Origin of the sequence: Massilia pseudoviolaceinigra, from assembly GCF_030846505.1 — a bacterium.
Taxonomy (GTDB): Bacteria; Pseudomonadota; Gammaproteobacteria; order Burkholderiales; family Burkholderiaceae_D; genus Telluria_A; species Telluria_A violaceinigra.
Genome location: NZ_JAVCWL010000016.1, coordinates 112,547 through 127,268 on the forward strand (window position 1 = coordinate 112,547; position 14,722 = coordinate 127,268).

At 64.5% G+C, this 14,722-nt stretch carries 15 protein-coding genes; 4 read left to right on the plus strand and 11 right to left on the minus strand.

The window, feature by feature from the left end:
- Positions 1 to 8 precede the first annotated feature (8 nt).
- Together RBA40_RS17215 and RBA40_RS17220 are read right to left on the minus strand one after the other, a co-directional pair.
- Positions 9 to 662 carry a 3'-5' exonuclease gene (locus RBA40_RS17215; protein WP_306649012.1) on the minus strand — a complete coding sequence of 218 codons (654 nt, stop codon included), beginning with the start codon at positions 660 to 662 and terminating at the stop codon, positions 9 to 11.
- A gap of 8 nt (positions 663 to 670) precedes the next feature.
- Positions 671 to 1,921, minus strand: a complete 1,251-nt coding sequence (locus tag RBA40_RS17220; protein WP_099879386.1) for an Hsp70 family protein — start codon at positions 1,919 to 1,921, stop codon at positions 671 to 673.
- A 196-nt stretch (positions 1,922 to 2,117) separates the two neighbouring features.
- Here RBA40_RS17220 and RBA40_RS17225 point away from each other — a divergent pair, with 196 nt between their 5' ends.
- The 3 genes from RBA40_RS17225 (at position 2,118) to RBA40_RS17235 (ending at position 5,379) form a co-directional block, all read left to right on the plus strand.
- A complete protein-coding gene (locus tag RBA40_RS17225; protein ID WP_306649013.1) occupies positions 2,118 to 3,191 on the plus strand; it encodes a LacI family DNA-binding transcriptional regulator in 1,074 nt (357 codons plus the stop codon).
- 137 nt (positions 3,192 to 3,328) lie between these two features.
- Positions 3,329 to 4,924, plus strand: a complete 1,596-nt coding sequence (ctaD, locus tag RBA40_RS17230; protein ID WP_306649014.1) for a cytochrome c oxidase subunit I — start codon at positions 3,329 to 3,331, stop codon at positions 4,922 to 4,924.
- 5 nt (positions 4,925 to 4,929) lie between these two features.
- On the plus strand, positions 4,930 to 5,379 hold the full coding sequence (locus RBA40_RS17235; RefSeq protein WP_306649015.1) for a DUF2244 domain-containing protein: 450 nt from the start codon (positions 4,930 to 4,932) through the stop codon (positions 5,377 to 5,379).
- 61 nt (positions 5,380 to 5,440) lie between these two features.
- On the opposite strand, the gene RBA40_RS17240 is transcribed toward RBA40_RS17235, so the two are convergent.
- The 6 genes from RBA40_RS17240 to RBA40_RS17265 form a co-directional block, all read right to left on the minus strand.
- Positions 5,441 to 7,540 carry a methyl-accepting chemotaxis protein gene (locus RBA40_RS17240; RefSeq protein ID WP_306649016.1) on the minus strand — a complete coding sequence of 700 codons (2,100 nt, stop codon included), beginning with the start codon at positions 7,538 to 7,540 and terminating at the stop codon, positions 5,441 to 5,443.
- Positions 7,540 to 8,352: a TorF family putative porin gene (locus RBA40_RS17245; protein ID WP_306649017.1), complete on the minus strand. Its 813-nt coding sequence runs from the start codon at positions 8,350 to 8,352 to the stop codon at positions 7,540 to 7,542. Before RBA40_RS17245 ends, RBA40_RS17240 begins: the two co-directional genes overlap by 1 nt.
- A 439-nt stretch (positions 8,353 to 8,791) precedes the next feature.
- Positions 8,792 to 9,610: an alpha/beta hydrolase gene (locus tag RBA40_RS17250; protein WP_306649018.1), complete on the minus strand. Its 819-nt coding sequence runs from the start codon at positions 9,608 to 9,610 to the stop codon at positions 8,792 to 8,794.
- A 129-nt stretch (positions 9,611 to 9,739) separates the two neighbouring features.
- Positions 9,740 to 10,474, minus strand: a complete 735-nt coding sequence (locus RBA40_RS17255) for a hypothetical protein (protein ID WP_306649019.1) — start codon at positions 10,472 to 10,474, stop codon at positions 9,740 to 9,742.
- 65 nt (positions 10,475 to 10,539) lie between these two features.
- Positions 10,540 to 11,073: a TetR/AcrR family transcriptional regulator gene (locus RBA40_RS17260; RefSeq protein ID WP_306649020.1), complete on the minus strand. Its 534-nt coding sequence runs from the start codon at positions 11,071 to 11,073 to the stop codon at positions 10,540 to 10,542.
- Positions 11,074 to 11,126: 53 nt separating this feature from the next.
- Positions 11,127 to 11,468: a DMT family transporter gene (locus tag RBA40_RS17265; RefSeq protein ID WP_306649021.1), complete on the minus strand. Its 342-nt coding sequence runs from the start codon at positions 11,466 to 11,468 to the stop codon at positions 11,127 to 11,129.
- A gap of 158 nt (positions 11,469 to 11,626) precedes the next feature.
- Here RBA40_RS17265 and RBA40_RS17270 point away from each other — a divergent pair, with 158 nt between their 5' ends.
- On the plus strand, positions 11,627 to 13,117 hold the full coding sequence (locus RBA40_RS17270; protein WP_306649022.1) for a serine hydrolase domain-containing protein: 1,491 nt from the start codon (positions 11,627 to 11,629) through the stop codon (positions 13,115 to 13,117).
- A 13-nt stretch (positions 13,118 to 13,130) separates the two neighbouring features.
- Here the strand turns inward: RBA40_RS17270 and RBA40_RS17275 are convergent, their stop codons facing one another.
- From RBA40_RS17275 to RBA40_RS17285, 3 genes are read right to left on the minus strand one after another with little or no spacing between them, the layout of a single operon-like run.
- Positions 13,131 to 13,895 (minus strand): nucleotidyl transferase AbiEii/AbiGii toxin family protein, encoded by a 765-nt coding sequence (locus tag RBA40_RS17275; RefSeq protein ID WP_306649023.1) that lies wholly within the window; start codon positions 13,893 to 13,895, stop codon positions 13,131 to 13,133.
- Positions 13,873 to 14,148, minus strand: a complete 276-nt coding sequence (locus RBA40_RS17280) for a hypothetical protein (RefSeq protein WP_306649024.1) — start codon at positions 14,146 to 14,148, stop codon at positions 13,873 to 13,875. Before RBA40_RS17280 ends, RBA40_RS17275 begins: the two co-directional genes overlap by 23 nt.
- On the minus strand, positions 14,138 to 14,710 hold the full coding sequence (locus tag RBA40_RS17285; protein WP_306649025.1) for a hypothetical protein: 573 nt from the start codon (positions 14,708 to 14,710) through the stop codon (positions 14,138 to 14,140). The genes RBA40_RS17280 and RBA40_RS17285 overlap by 11 nt, the downstream gene beginning before the upstream one ends.
- Positions 14,711 to 14,722: the final 12 nt, after the last annotated feature.

Below are 14,722 nucleotides of genomic sequence, written 5' to 3' on the forward strand. Positions count from 1 at the left end.
TAAAGCGATCAGGCGCTTTGCGGCACTTTTTTTGCCAGCAGTGCGGCGTCGGCCATCTGGCGCAGGTAAGCGGGCACCTTGGCCGCGCTCAGTTTGTTCATCGACACCAGCAGCTGGGGCGCGAGCGCACCGAAGCCGTAGGTGTCGCCCAGATGGCGCGCGATGTGGATCAGCACCTCGGCCGCCACCTCGGCATCGGACTCGGCGCGGTGGGCGGCGCTGCGAAAGCGGATGCCGAGCTGGCCCGACAACAGGCCCAGCTTGTAGCTCGACAAGCCCGGAAACACCCGGCGCGACAGCTTGAGCGAACACACCAGCCCCTCGTGCGCCGTCGCCAGGCCCAGCCGCTCGGCCTCGGCCTTGAGGAATTTCTCGTCGAAGCTGGCGTTATGGGCCGACAGGGCGTCGCAGCCGATGAAGTCGAGCAGTTGCGGCAGCACGCGATCGACCGGCGGCGCCGAATCGACCATGGCCTGCGAAATGCCGGTCAGCTGGGAAATAAAGTAGGGAATGCGCGCGCCGCAATTGACCAGCGACACATAGCGCTCCGTCACGCGGCCGTCGACGATGCGCAGCGCCGCCACTTCGGTGATACGGTCGCCGTTGGCCGGCGACAAACCCGTGGTCTCGAAATCGAGCATGACGATCGGTTTCTCGAACACCGCGCGTCCTAACCGAACTTGCGCACGGCGTCGAGCGCGAGGCCGGCGCCGATGCTGCCGAACAGGTCGCCTTCGACCTTGAGCGCGTTCGGCACCAGTGCGCCTATGCGCTCGCGCAACATGCGCACGCCGCTCGAGCCGCCGGTGAAGAACACGGTGTCGACCGCATCCGGCGACACGCCGGCGTCGGCCAGCAGTTTGAGCACCGTCTGGTCGATGCTGCCGACCAGGTGGCTGATGGCCTCGTCGAACTCGCTGCGCTGGAGCAGCAGGTCGACCGGGGGCGACAGGCGGTCCAGGGCCAGCGTGGCGCTGGCCGCGTCGGACAGGGCGATCTTGCCCTCTTCCACCTGCATCGCCAGCCAGTGGCCGGAGCGCTCCTCGATCAGGCGCTGCAGGCGGCCCAGCTTGTCCGGCTCGCGGGCGTCGCGCGCCACGTCGGCCAGCTGCGCCGCGGCCTTCTTGGTGTAGGCCAGGTTGATGGTGTGCCAGGTCGCCAGATTGAAGAAATAGCTCGACGGAATCGCGCTATTGTTATTGAGCAGGGTCTGGTAACCGAGCAGCGGCATCACCGACGCCAGGCTCAGGTATTTATCGAAATCGGTACCGCCGATGTGCACGCCGCCAGTGGCGAGGATATCGTCGCGCCGCTCGGCCTTGAGCGCCCGTTCGGGCGACAGGCGCACCAGCGAAAAGTCGGAGGTACCGCCGCCGATGTCGGCGATCAGCACCAGTTCCTCGCGCCGGATCTGCGACTCGTAGTCGAAGGCGGCCGCGATCGGCTCGTACTGGAAAGCGACGTGCTCGAAGCCGACCGAACGCGCCACTTCGGCCAGGGTATCCTCGGCCAGGCGGTCGGCGGCCGTGCTGTCGTCGATGAAGAACACGGGACGGCCGAACACGGCCGAGTTGAAGCTGCGCCCCGCTTCGCGTTCGGCGCGGCGCTTGACCTCGCCGATGAAGTGCGAGAGCAGCATGCGGAACGGCAACGCGCGTCCGCCGACCTCGGTCTGGCCGTCGATCAGGCTGGTGCCGAGCAAGCTCTTGAGCGAGCGCATGAGGCGCCCCTCGTAGCCCGCAAGGTAGCCTGCCAGGGCCGCGCGGCCATAGCTGACCTCCTCGTCCTCGGCGTTAAAAAACACCACCGAGGGCAAGGTAGCCTTGCCATCCTCGAGGGCGAGCAGAGCCGACTGACCGGGGCGGACCCAGCCTACTGTTGAGTTTGACGTTCCGAAATCGACGCCGCAAGCATTCGCCATGGTACCCTTTAGATTAAGGGGCGATATTATACCAGAGTACGGCTGAAGCGGGCATTCCCTTCGATTGTCGCCGTGGAGCAACTGAAAAGCACCGGTTCCCGCCTTACCAAATTTCTCTACAGTAAAAGTATTGCCACATAGCAAAACAGGGTCTACACTGGGCAGTCCAGCAAGGATTGTTATCCAGAAGAAATTAATGACCCACACCCCCGCGCCGCTGCATCCGAGCATTGCCGACCTCAAGGAGCTGATCCATAGCGAAGCGCGCCGCGTCACCTCGTATGACGTGGCCAGCGCGGCGGGCGTGTCGCAGTCGGCCGTGTCGCGCTGCTTCAAGCCGGGTGCGAGCGTGTCGAAAGCGACCTTTGCGCGCGTCATGCAGGCGGCGGCCGAACTCGACTATACGCCGAACGCGGCCGCGCGCAGCCTGATCACGCGCCGCTCCAACCTGATCGCGGTGGTGCTGTCGGACACCGTCACCCTGCACTATCCCCAGATCCTGTCCGAGCTGAGCCGGCAATTCGGCCAGCACGGCATGCGCGTGCTGCTGTTTTCGCTGGCGCGCGAAGGCGATATCGGTGCCACCCTGGCCGATGTCTGGCAGCACCAGGTCGACGGCGCGGTGCTGGCCGCCACCCTGACCCACGAACAGGCCGCCGAATTCGAGCGGCGCCGCATTCCCTTCGTCCTGTTCAACCGCACCCTGCGCGACCGCACCGTCAACGCCGTCGTGTGCGACCAGGTGGAAGGGGCGCGCCTGCTGGTGTCGCGCCTGGCGGCGGGCGGGCACAAGCGCTTCGCCATGATCGACGGCCCGCACGATTCCGCCATCGCGCAGGACCGCAAGCGCGGCGTGGCCGGACGCCTGGCCGAGCTGGGGCTGGCCGCGCCCCTGGTCGTCAGCGGCGACTACGACTACGCCAGCGGCGGGCGCGGCCTGCGTGAAATCATCGCCGGCCTGGGCCGGCTGCCGGACGCGGTCATGTGCGGCAACGACATCATGGCCATCGGCTGCCTGGACACGGCGCGCCACGACCTGGGGCTGGACGTGCCGGGCCAGCTGTCGGTCACCGGCTTCGACGGCATGGCGCCGGCGGGCTGGCTCAGCTACAACCTGACCACCCTGCGCCAACCGGTGCAGACCATGACCCTGGCCGCCAGCGCGATGCTAACCGGCCTCATCTGCACCAGCACCGGCTGCCCCGAGCGGCGCGTGTTTTCCGCCACCGTGGTCGAGGGCGCCACGGCGCGCCTGGGACCGGGCGCCTGAGACCAGTTCGTCACCCGCTTCAAAAGTTCCCTCCAAAACGCACCCGCTTGACCCGCGCCAAAGCCTGCATGCCGGGGAATCGTGCGCCGGGGCGCGCTCGCTATAGTCATCCGTGACATCGATGCACGGAGAGCCTGATGAGCGTGACGATCCTGCCCGGCCAGGGCGAGCTGGCCCATGACGAACAGCACACCCACCCGCACGGCTGGCGGCGCTGGCTGTACGCGACCAATCACAAGGATATCGGCACGCTGTATCTGTGGTTTTCGCTCAGCATGTTCATGGCCGGCGGCGTGCTGGCCCTCTTCATCCGGCTCGAACTGTTCCAGCCCGGCCTGCAGTTCTTTTATCCCGAGCTGTACAACCAGTTCGTCACCGTGCACGGCCTGGTGATGGTATTCGGGGCCATCATGCCGGCCTTCGTCGGCTTCGCCAACTGGATGATTCCCTTGCAGATCGGCGCCTCCGACATGGCGTTCGCGCGCATGAACAATTTTTCGTTCTGGCTGCTGCCGCCGGCCGCCGTGCTGCTGCTGGCGGCCTTCCTCACCGGCGGCGGCGCCAGCGCGTCGGGCTGGACCCTGTACCCGCCGCTGTCGCTGCAAATGGGCGCGGGGATGGACCTGACCATCTTTGCCATCCACCTGATGGGCGCCTCCTCGATCATGGGCGCCATCAACATCATCACCACCATCCTCAACATGCGCGCGCCCGGCATGCGCCTGATGAAGATGCCAATGTTCTGCTGGACCTGGCTGATCACCGCCTACCTGCTGATCGCCGTCATGCCGGTGCTGGCGTGCGCGGTGACCATGCTGCTCACCGACCGCCACTTCGGCACCACCTTCTTCAACGCGGCCGGCGGGGGCGACCCGATCATGTACCAGCATATTTTCTGGTTCTTCGGCCACCCGGAGGTGTACATCATGATCCTGCCCGGCTTCGGCATGATCTCGCACATCATTCCCGCCTTCGCGCGCAAGCCGCTGTTCGGCTACGCCTCGATGGTGTACGCCACCGCCGCCATCGCCATCGTGTCGTTCATCGTGTGGGCGCACCACATGTTCACCACCGGCATGCCGGTCACGGCCCAGCTGTTCTTCATGTACGCCACCATGCTGGTGGCCGTGCCGACCGGGGTCAAGGTATTCAACTGGATCGCGACCATGTGGAAAGGCTCGCTGACCCTGGAAACGCCGATGCTGTTCGCCATTGGCTTCATCTGGGTGTTCACCATCGGCGGACTGTCCGGCCTGCTGCTGGCGGTCGTTCCCATCGATATCCAGGTGCACGACACCTACTATGTCGTGGCGCACTTCCACTACGTGCTGGTTGCCGGCTCGCTGTTCTGCCTGTTCGCCGGCTTTTACTACTGGGTGCCGAAATGGACCGGTCACATGTACAACGAATGGCGCGGCAAGTTCCATTTCTGGAACTCGCTCATCTGGGTCAACGTGACCTTCTTCCCGATGCACTTCCTGGGGCTGGCCGGCATGCCGCGCCGTTATGCCGACTACGCCACGCAGTTCACGGACTTCCACATGCTCACCTCGGTTGGCGCGTTTCTGTTCGGACTGACGCAGGCATACTGGCTGTTTGCTGTCGTGCTGCCCACCGTGCGCGGGGGCGAGAAGGCCGCGGACAAGCCGTGGGATGGCGCCGAAGGACTCGAATGGACGGTCCCCAGTCCCGCCCCCTTCCACACCTTTGAAACGCCGCCGCTGGTCAAGTAACGCTCATGGAACGCGAATGGCTATTGAAGAAAAACTGTTCGATGTCGCCGCGCCAGGTGGGCGTGGCGTATGGCTTGCTGTGCCTGTTCCTGCTGGTGATCGGGCTGGGGTTTGCGCTGCATGGCGCGTGGTTCGTGCTGATTTTTGTGGTGCTCGACATCGGCGTGCTGGCGGCGGCGCTGCTGTGCTATGCGCGCCACGCGGGCGACCGCGAACGCATCGCGCTCAGCGACGGCTGCCTGCTCGTCGAGCGGGTCGAGGCGGGCCAGGTGAGGAGCATCCGGCTGGAGGCGTGCTGGACCCGCATCGCCATGCCGGACCGCCAGCGCAGCCTGATTGCACTGGAGTCGCGCGGGGTGCGGGTCGAGATCGGCGGGTTTATTGGGGAAGAATTGCGTGCGCAGGTGGCGCAGGAATTACGCCGTGAACTGCGCAAGTCAGCGTTTTTGCGTTAAGAAAAATAGGCGCGTGGGCGCGTTGGGGCGCGCGCGTTGCCGCACGCGCCGTGTACCTGCGTCAAAACTCGTCCCACTCCTCGGCTGCCGGCGCTTTCGTCAGCGCCGGCTTGGCCTTCGTGACCGCCAGGTGCGACGACGGGGTCGAGCGCGCCACTGGCGCCGCGCTGCGTGGGGCGGCGCCGTTATGCCGGTCGTCGAGCTTGAAGACGTTCACCGCGCGCGCCAGTTGCGTAGCCTGGAACTGCAGGCTTTCCGCCGCCGCGGCCGCTTCTTCGACCAGGGCCGCATTCTGCTGGGTCACGCCATCCATTTCGGCAATCGCCTGGTTGACCTGCGAAATACCCTGGCTTTGTTCGCCCGTGGCCACCGTGATCTCGGCGATGATGGCATTGACCCGGCCAACGCTGGCCACCACCTGCTCCATGGTGCTGCCCGCTTCGTCGACCTGGCGGCTGCCGATAGCCACCTTGCCCACCGAATCGTCGATCAGGGCCTTGATTTCCTTGGCCGCCGCCGCGCTGCGCTGGGCCAGGTTGCGTACTTCCGAGGCCACGACCGCAAAACCGCGCCCCTGTTCCCCCGCGCGCGCCGCTTCCACCGCGGCGTTCAGGGCCAGGATATTGGTCTGGAAAGCAATCCCATCGATGACGCTGATGATGTCGACGATCTTGTTGGACGACTCGTTAATCGACGTCATCGTGGCAATCACCTGCGACACCGCCGCCCCGCTCTTGCGCGCCACGTCCGAGGCCGATGCGGCCAGCTGATTGGCCTGCTTGGCGTTTTCGGCATTGTCCCTGACGGTCGCGGTCAGCTCTTCGATCGACGCCGCCGTTTCCTCCAGCGAACTGGCCTGTTGCTCGGTGCGCGCCGACAGGTCGTTGTTGCCCTGCGCGATCTCGGAACTGGACTGGGCCACGTTGTCGGCGCTTTCGTGCACCTGTACCAGCACGGTATGGATCTTGGCCACGAAGGCATTGAAGCCGGCGCCGATGACAGCCAGTTCATCCTTGCCGTGCACGTCGAGCCGCACCCGCAGGTCGGCCTCGCCCGAGGACAGATTGGTCATCGTCCGGCCCAGCGTGCGCAGCGGACGGGTCAGCCGCGACACCACCATTACCAGGATGCCAGCCGTGGCCAGCGCGCAGACCAGCGCGACGATCAGGGTGTAGAGCAGCAATTCGCGCGCCGACGCCGTTGCCACGCTCTGCGGAAAACTCAGTTCTACGCTCCACGGCGCAATCTCCGGGTGGATCGAGAGCGGCTGCAGCAGCCGGATGTTGCCGCGGCCATCGTCAAATTCGTACGCCTTGCCCTGGCGGATGCGCTCGAGCGCGGCGGGCGGCAAGTCGTCGGCTGGCTTACCCAGGCGCGCCGGCAGCGGGTGGCTGGCATACACGCCGCCGTTCGAGACCAGCGACAATTTGCCACCCTCGATGACCTTCAGTTCAGCCAGGATCATGCTCAGGCGCGGCAGCATGAAATCGGCGCTGGCGGTGCCGATGAACTTGCCCTCGATCATGATCGGCGCCACCAGCGACGCCATCAGCACATCCTTGCCCGCCACCGGATACACGTAGGGCTCGGTGAAAAATACCTTGCCGCTGCGCTTGGGAATGTCGTACCAGTCGTTGGCGCCGGGATCGGTGCCGAACACGATCGGTTCGACATTGACTTCGTTCTTGTCATTGCGGGTGAAATACGGCATGAAGCGGCCGCTGGCGTCGTAATGCGGCTTCTTGTCGGCGAACTCGGCATCCTTGGCGTCGAGTGCGTTCGCCTCAAAGGTCACCGCCGCCCCGATCAGGTCCTCGCTCCCCAGCAAGGTCGCCTTGGTCATCTCGTAGATCTGCTCGCGCTGCAAGGGCTGGCCCAGCGCCTTGGTCGAGCGCATCGCCGAGCCGAGGCTGATGATGCTGGCCAGGTTGGTCGACAGCCGGCTCTGCAGCGCGCCGACGACCTCGCGCGAGGAGGTGCGCGCCAGTTCCATGGCCGCCGCTTCCGCGCTGGCGCTGCTCTTGAAGCCGATCACGGCCGCCGTGACGCCCAGGCTCAACACCACCAGCGCGGTGGCGGCGATACAAATCTTGCTGTTGAGCGAAAGACCCGATCCGAATGCTGCCATGGTTTTCTTATCCTCTTCGGTATTATGGGACATCAAAATGTCTTGGTCAGCGCCACCACAAAGGTTCCGACCGCCGGATTCGACACCGCCACCTTGCCGGACGAATCGGCAATGCCGAGCGTATAGGCGTCGTACGCATTGGTGGCGCCGCGCGCCTTGGTGTAGGCGCCGGACATGGTCCAGCCGCCGTCGAAGGCCTTGCTCACGCCCACCTTCACATCGCGCCAGTTCCAGATATCGTTGCCGGCGCCATGGACCCGGCCATCGCCCGCATGCAGGTTCAGGGTATAGCCTGAGCCGAGGTCGACATTGGCGCCCACGTCCAGGTAACCGGTGCCGCGCGCATTGGTGATGCCGAAGAAGTCCTTGGTATAGGTGCTGTTGTACTTGGCGTAGAAGAACTTGTACGTCATGCCCAGCGACAGTTCGCCGTAGTCGTACGACACGCCGGTGGCGTTGTACTTGGCACCCGGATACTTGTAGTAGTACAGGAGCGCGCTGTAGCCGATGGGACCGGCCGTGCCGGTGTAGCCACCGTACATGTCCACTTCGAGCGTGCCGTCTTCGACAAAGCGGTTGCTGACGGTCGACATCCAGATCCCCGCCGAGAGCCCGCTGGGATGGCCGATATCGAACCCGCCCTGCAGCGCCGGCTTGCCCCAGGTCTGGCGGAAGCCCCGCGAAATGTACTGCGACGCCAGGGTGACGTTGGCGGTCATGGTGGTCGTGGGAGCCGCGGCGGCCGGTTTGGCATCGGCAGGCGTGCTCTGGGCCGATGCCTGGGAAGCGAGCGCGAGCAGGGAGACGAAAGAAAGCGCGTAACGCTGTTTGACGATAGAAGGCATCTTGAATTTTCCGTAAGGTTACTGGACACGCAAGGGCAAGCGCACCAGGTACATCTTGAGCGAAGAGTCAGACGAGGGTCAGGTCAAACGTGCGGCTGTACTTGCCGGCGGCGTTGGGGCCGGCAACGGCACCCGGAAATGCTGGGGCTCGGAACAAAGTGGACTTGCGCACGCGCAGGCCATGCGCCAAGGATAGGCGCGAGCGCGCGCCAATGTCAAACGTGTTGCACTCAGAGAAGGGAATCCGTTGTATAACGGAGAGTGGAGCGCCGGCAGATACCTCTGCTGGCCGTCGGCGTGTGCTGCAATGCCCGGCACGCGGATGCCGACCGGCGCCGTTCACGTTGCCGCAGCTGTATTCCGGCAACGCGGCGCGCGCTGCGGCGATGCCGTTGCGACATCACCGCAGCGCGAGGGCATGGCCCCCGCGTTTTCCTGCTTACGGTGCGGCGCCCGGCGCCTTGCCGGTGCCGTACACCGTCTCCAGCGCCAGCGCTTCGCTCGCGCGGTAGATCGTATCGTGGCGCTCTGTCGGCATCGGCTGATAGGTCCAGCTGACGTTGGCCGGCGCATGCGCGCGCAGCGATGCCGCCAGGCGCGCCGTGCCGGGCACGATGTTCTCCTCATCGGCCGAGGTCAGGAAAATCTTCGTCGGCTTTTTCGGCAGTGCCTTGATGCGTGCATCCGCGGCGCGCACCAGCGCTTCGTCATTCCACCAGACGCTCGGGCTGATCGCCACGTAGCGGTCGAACAGTTCCGGCTCGGCCAGCAAGGTCTCGACGATGAACAGGCCCGCCAGCGACTCGCCCACGATGCCGCTGTCGGCCGTGGTGCGGTAGTGCGAGCGGATGTGCGGCATCAGCTCGGTGCTGATGAACTGGCGAAATGCCGCCGAGCCGCCCACGCGGAGCGCGATTTTCCTGTCGTTCGCCACCGTGGTCGGCCCGGTGAGGTCGCGCCGCCGCTCCGTGTTTTCAATGCCCACCAACAGCACCGGCATCATGCGCCCGGCCGCCACCAGCGTCTGCACGGTCTCGGCCACGTGCGGGAAGTCTTCGGCCTTGCCGCCGTCCGGCATGTAGAGCACCGGCAAGGGGGCTCCCGTTTGTCCGCCGTGACCGCTCGGCACGAACACATTGATTCGCCGTGTTTCCGACAACACCTTCGAGTCGAGCGTGAACGTGTGCGACACCACCGGCGCGGCAAACGACTGCATGGCGGCACAGCCAACCATCAAGGCAAACAGAACATTTTTCATGGGAAGTCCAGGGTGGAAAGAGCAACATACTGCCACCAAAACATTGTCTATACAACACAGTTATCACAAACGATGCATTGCACGGCCGCGCATGGCAAGCCGGTGCTGCCGGCCATCCTGCAACAGTGCTCAAATCTGCGGCTTGATGGCCTTCTCCGGCGCCGGCGGCGGGGGGCGCGAGGGCACACCCCTGGTCGCGATGAAGTGCGATTTGACGTCGATGACCTTCAAGGTGAAATCGTGCACCATGCCTTCGTACTCGTAATAGCTGAGCACAATACGCTTCCCGCATTTTTCGGGAAATGTGAGCGGCGCCGAGATGCTCAGGCCCGTCATGTGGAGGCGCTGCATCCTCAGGTCGCTGCACGGATTTTCCGGGTACTGGCCATGGAACTGCGCCCCTGCCCAGTCGTAGTCCCAGGAATTGACCCTCTGCCCGGATATGGGGGTAAACGATGGTTCGCCAAATTTTTTCTTCAGCGAGGCAAGCAAGTCCGCCATGGACACCCGCGCACCGGGTCCCATTTTCTGATAGCGTGCCACGAACCAGACCACCCCGCGCTCGTCCTGCAGCGCCACGAACTGGTCGGCGTAGCCGTGGATGGAGCCACCGTTCGTGTCGCCCGCGACCGCCTTGATCCCCTTGACCTCTCCGCCCTCGTAGTTCCACACGGTCGACATCGCGTAGGCGTTGTTGGCCCGCTTGATGGCGATGCTCGCCTCGGACAGCGTGCTGCCGATGCGCACCCCGGAAATATCGCTTGCCGCGGCACACTGGGCAAACATGATCGATAACACGGACACCACGGCGCAACGAACCTTCATCAAATCCCAGCCTTTTATCGATATCGGACAAGGGGACATTCTATATCGCAACAAAAGCGGTCGTCATGCCGGATGCGCTTATTTTCAAACGCGCCCGCGACGCCTCAGGATGGCTTGGCCGGCGCCGGATTCGCGCCCGCCAGCAAAAGCAGCTGATCGCGCACGCGCGGAAAATACGCCGGCCGTTCGCCGCGCGCGAGCAGCCAGTCGAACCAGGCGCCGTCGGCCGCCAGCCGCGCCACTTCCAGCAACGGCGCGCCATCGGTGTCCGCATGCGCCTCCAGGCGGCGCGCCAGCCACGCATCCCAACGCTGCTTGAGCGCGGGATCGGCGATCAGCGACACCGGCAGCGCAACGCTCCAGGCACTCGCTGGATCGGCCGGCACGTCGGCGAACACGATGCGCACGTAGGCGCGCGTAAAGCAGCCGTAGCAGCCGTCGTCACCGGCAAGGCAAGCGTCCAGATCTGCGTCCAGGCGCGCGATCATGTCGTCGAACATGCTCTCGACCAGGGCCTGCTTGTTGGCGAAGTGGTGGAACAGGCCGCCCTTGCTTACCCCGGCCGCCTGCGCCACGGCCTGCACGGTGACCCCGGCCAGCCCTTCCTCCACCGCAATCTTCGCAGCGCAGCTGAGCAAGGCGCTCCTGACGCGCCCGGGCTGTTTCTTCCTCGCGGAACCGGTATCCATGGTCAATGGACCGTCGAGGTCGAAAAGGCCTGGACCAGCACCACGCCCGTCACGATCAGGCCGATGCCGACGATGGCCACGGGATCGAGGCGCTGTTTGAACACGATCACGCCGATCACCGCCGTCAGGACAATGCCCACCCCGCCCCAGATGGCATACGCCACGCCCAGCGGCACATGCTTCAATGCCAGCGACAGGAGATAGAACGACCCCGCATAACACAGTGCCATCAGCGCGGTCGGCAGCATCTTGCTGAACTGCTCGGATTTGCCGAGGAACGTGGTGCCGATCACTTCGCACCCGATGGCGCCTGCCAGTGCAAGATAGGAAAACCAGGCAGTCATGTTCAAACTCCGTCAATTGATTCAGGGCCGATTTTAACATACCGACCGCGCGGTATGGTTTGCAAAACATTGCAAGTTGTACTATTCCGCAGGCGACCTCTGCTGATAAACTGCGAGGCGCGCACCGCCTGTCCTGTGCCCCTTACCCTCCGATGACAATGACCCGACCATTTACCCTGCCCGTCCTCGCAAGCTCCTGTCTCCTCGCTCTGGCCGCTACCAGCGCCAGCGCCCAATCCACCGCCCCGGTTCCCGCGACCGATGCCGAGATTCTCGCGATGATCAAGGCGCGCGTCGATATCGATAAAAAAGGCACCGGCATCGCGGTCGGCCTGATCGATCCGCGTGGCAGCCGGGTTATCTCGTACGGTTCCCTGAGCGTGGGTGGCGCACCGGTGGGCGCCGATTCAGTTTTTGAAATCGGCTCGATCACCAAGGTATTTACCGCAACGCTGCTGAGCGACATGGTGCAGCGCGGCGACGTCAAGCTGGACGACCCGATCGGCGCCTACCTGCCCGCGGGCGTCAAAACGCCGCTGTTCAAGGGCAAGCCGATCACCCTGCGCGAGCTGTCGGGGCACCTGTCGGGCTTACCGGGCACGCCGCCGAATCTGGCACCGGCCAATCCGGGCAACCCCTTTGCCGATTACACCGTGCCGCAAATGTACGCTGCCCTCAGCGCGTTCGAGCCAACGCGGGCCAGCGGCGAGATCTACGCCTATTCCAATTACGGCGTTGGCCTGCTTGGCCATATCCTCAGCCTGCGCGCCGGAAAGGATTTTGAAACCCTGGTACGCCAGCGCATCAACAAGCCGCTGGGCATGGACAGCACCGCCATTACCCTGAGCGCGGAGATGAAAAAACGCCTCGCGACCGGCTACGGGATGCCCGGCGTGCCGGCCCGGAATTGGGACATGCCGGTCCTCGCCGGCATGGGCGCCTTGCGTTCGACCACCGCCGACCTGCTCAAATTCGTCGGCGCCAATGCCGGCATTCTGCCCTCCCCGCTCTACCCTGCGATGCAGGCCGCGCACAAGCCGCAGCGGGCCATCGACAAGCGGCCGGGCGAATCGATCGCTCTGGGCTGGCATATTCTTGACGCCCACGGCTCGCGCATCGTCTGGCATACCGGCGGCACGGGCGGTTACCGCACCTATATCGGGTTCGACCAGGACACCCGGCGCGGCGTTGTCCTGATGTCGAACGCCCACAGCGGGTCGGAGGATATCGCGCGGCGCGCCCTCAACCGCGCCTTCCCCCTGACCGTGTACACCCCTCCTGCGGCAATGATGGAGGCACTGGCAAAACGCGGTTACGAGCACATCGAAGCGATCTATCAGGAACTGCGCGCCGGCGACCCCCAGTTCAAACTCGGCGAACCGATGCTCAACCAGTGGGGCTACGAGATGCTCATGCAAGGCAAGCTGAAACAAAGCCTGGAGATCTTCAAGCTCAATGTCTCGCTTTACCCGGCCAGCAGCAATGTTTACGACAGCCTGGCCGAAGCGTATGAAAAGAACGGACGCATGGAGGAAGCCATTGCCAGCTACCGGCGCGCGCTCGAGATCGATCCAGCGGCGAAGAACGCGCAGGACAACCTGAAAAGACTGGGCGTGCCGACGCAAGGCGAACCGAAACAGGCCGAATAAGCGCAGGGCGCGTTCAGTCGCGTCGTCCGATCCAGCGCGCCAGCGTGTCGATCAAGCTCGCGGAGGGCGGCGCGACACGCTGCTGGACACTGGCGCTATCGGCGGGCGCCACACGCGCAAAGCCCGCACGTTCAAGCAGCATGGCCAGTTCAGCGACAAGCTGCTCGAACTCCACCCACAACAGATCGCGCCCGCCGATGTACACCTGCGTCAGTTGCGACTCCCACAGCTGCAGCGCGCCGTTGGCGGCAAGCGCGCTGCGCCAGACCGAAAAACACTCCCCGGCGTCATAGCGTCCGTTCGACAGGCGCCTCCACGCCGGATGCTCTCCGATCGTTCGGTCCAGCAGCCAGTTGAAATGCTCAAGAGGCGTTTTATCATGGCGGCATTCGTCTTCCAGCGCCGTCCAGACCAGTCTGACGTCGACCGAATTGGCCCGCAACAGGAGAACCAGGTCCAGCATATCCTTGAAGCGCGGCCGCACCAGGCACTGATGCAGCTTCCACGCCATCTGCAGTTCGGCCGCCACGCTTTTCTGCACCATGAACGGCGCGCCGAACCGGGGCCGGTACAACAAGGGCTGCGGCGGGGGCTCGAGCTTGAGGCCGAAACTGACGTCCATGTCGCGGATCTCGACCTTGTGTTCACCGATCCAACCGACGATGTCGGTATTGACGGTCGGGAAATCGTCGTCCATCGCGTACTCGATCATGCGCCAGAAGGCATTCTCGGAAAAACTGCGGAAACGCACACCGTCATCGAGTTCGGTTTCCGTCACCGCCGTGAGCCACGGCTGTCAGCACGCCGGCATCCGCGCCGTCCAGCCCGACCCAATCGAGGTCGCCCGGAATGCGCCGCCATCCCTCGTCGATCTGCTGGCTTGTGACGTAACTCCCCTTGAGCATGAAAGGACCGTCCACCCGCGCGGCGCGCCTGAGAAAGGCTTCTTCCACCGCAATGCGCTGCGCGGTCGCGTCGGCCAAACCGGTGTGCCCCGCGTACTCACGTATGGTTGTCAGATCAATCGTCATCGGCATGCTCCAGCCATCCGCTATCGAGAGTGAGATTGCTGTCGAAGACAACGCTTTCCCACTGCTGTTTTCCAATCACCCATCCTTGCGCAGCGATGGCATCGCTCAGGGCCGCAACGCGCCGGCGCAACGCGGCATGGCCGCCCGTCTCGCGCAAGGTCACATAGCGGATGTCGCCGCCGCGAATGGCGTTGTTGGACAAGTGAGCGCCGTATTGTTCGCTCAGGGCCGCCAGCTGCATGCGGATCGGTTCCGGCACGACCATGCGGCCATGCCATTCAACATAGTGGTGCCTGGCGCCCGGTGTGCGAATCACGTCCGCCGACGCATCCTGCTCAATCTTGCAGCGCACCACCTCGAAACCGGATTGCGCGGCCTGGCCGGCGAGCGCTTGGGCGAAGCGGACCACCTCCTCGAGAGCGCCATCGCGGCACAGGGTCAGCATCGGTTGCACCGGGTGGACGCCACGCGCCAGTTCGATGACCATGGGCTTGGCGCCGATAGACGCGGCGTAGCAGTCAAACGCAGGCCATCGGGCCGCCGCGAGCGGCGCCGTCGTCAAGTGAATTTCATA

Excerpts from the sequence above, each read along its gene's own strand:
- RBA40_RS17220 (WP_099879386.1), bottom strand. The coding sequence starts at position 1,921 with ATGGCGAATGCTTGCGGCGTCGATTTCGGAACGTCAAACTCAACAGTA.
- RBA40_RS17225 (WP_306649013.1), top strand. The coding sequence starts at position 2,118 with ATGACCCACACCCCCGCGCCGCTGCATCCGAGCATTGCCGACCTCAAG.
- ctaD (WP_306649014.1), top strand. The coding sequence starts at position 3,329 with ATGAGCGTGACGATCCTGCCCGGCCAGGGCGAGCTGGCCCATGACGAA.
- RBA40_RS17235 (WP_306649015.1), top strand. The coding sequence starts at position 4,930 with ATGGAACGCGAATGGCTATTGAAGAAAAACTGTTCGATGTCGCCGCGC.
- RBA40_RS17240 (WP_306649016.1), bottom strand. The coding sequence starts at position 7,540 with ATGTCCCATAATACCGAAGAGGATAAGAAAACCATGGCAGCATTCGGA.
- RBA40_RS17245 (WP_306649017.1), bottom strand. The coding sequence starts at position 8,352 with ATGCCTTCTATCGTCAAACAGCGTTACGCGCTTTCTTTCGTCTCCCTG.
- RBA40_RS17250 (WP_306649018.1), bottom strand. The coding sequence starts at position 9,610 with ATGAAAAATGTTCTGTTTGCCTTGATGGTTGGCTGTGCCGCCATGCAG.
- RBA40_RS17255 (WP_306649019.1), bottom strand. The coding sequence starts at position 10,474 with ATGTCCCCTTGTCCGATATCGATAAAAGGCTGGGATTTGATGAAGGTT.
- RBA40_RS17265 (WP_306649021.1), bottom strand. The coding sequence starts at position 11,468 with ATGACTGCCTGGTTTTCCTATCTTGCACTGGCAGGCGCCATCGGGTGC.
- RBA40_RS17270 (WP_306649022.1), top strand. The coding sequence starts at position 11,627 with ATGACCCGACCATTTACCCTGCCCGTCCTCGCAAGCTCCTGTCTCCTC.
- RBA40_RS17280 (WP_306649024.1), bottom strand. The coding sequence starts at position 14,148 with ATGACGATTGATCTGACAACCATACGTGAGTACGCGGGGCACACCGGT.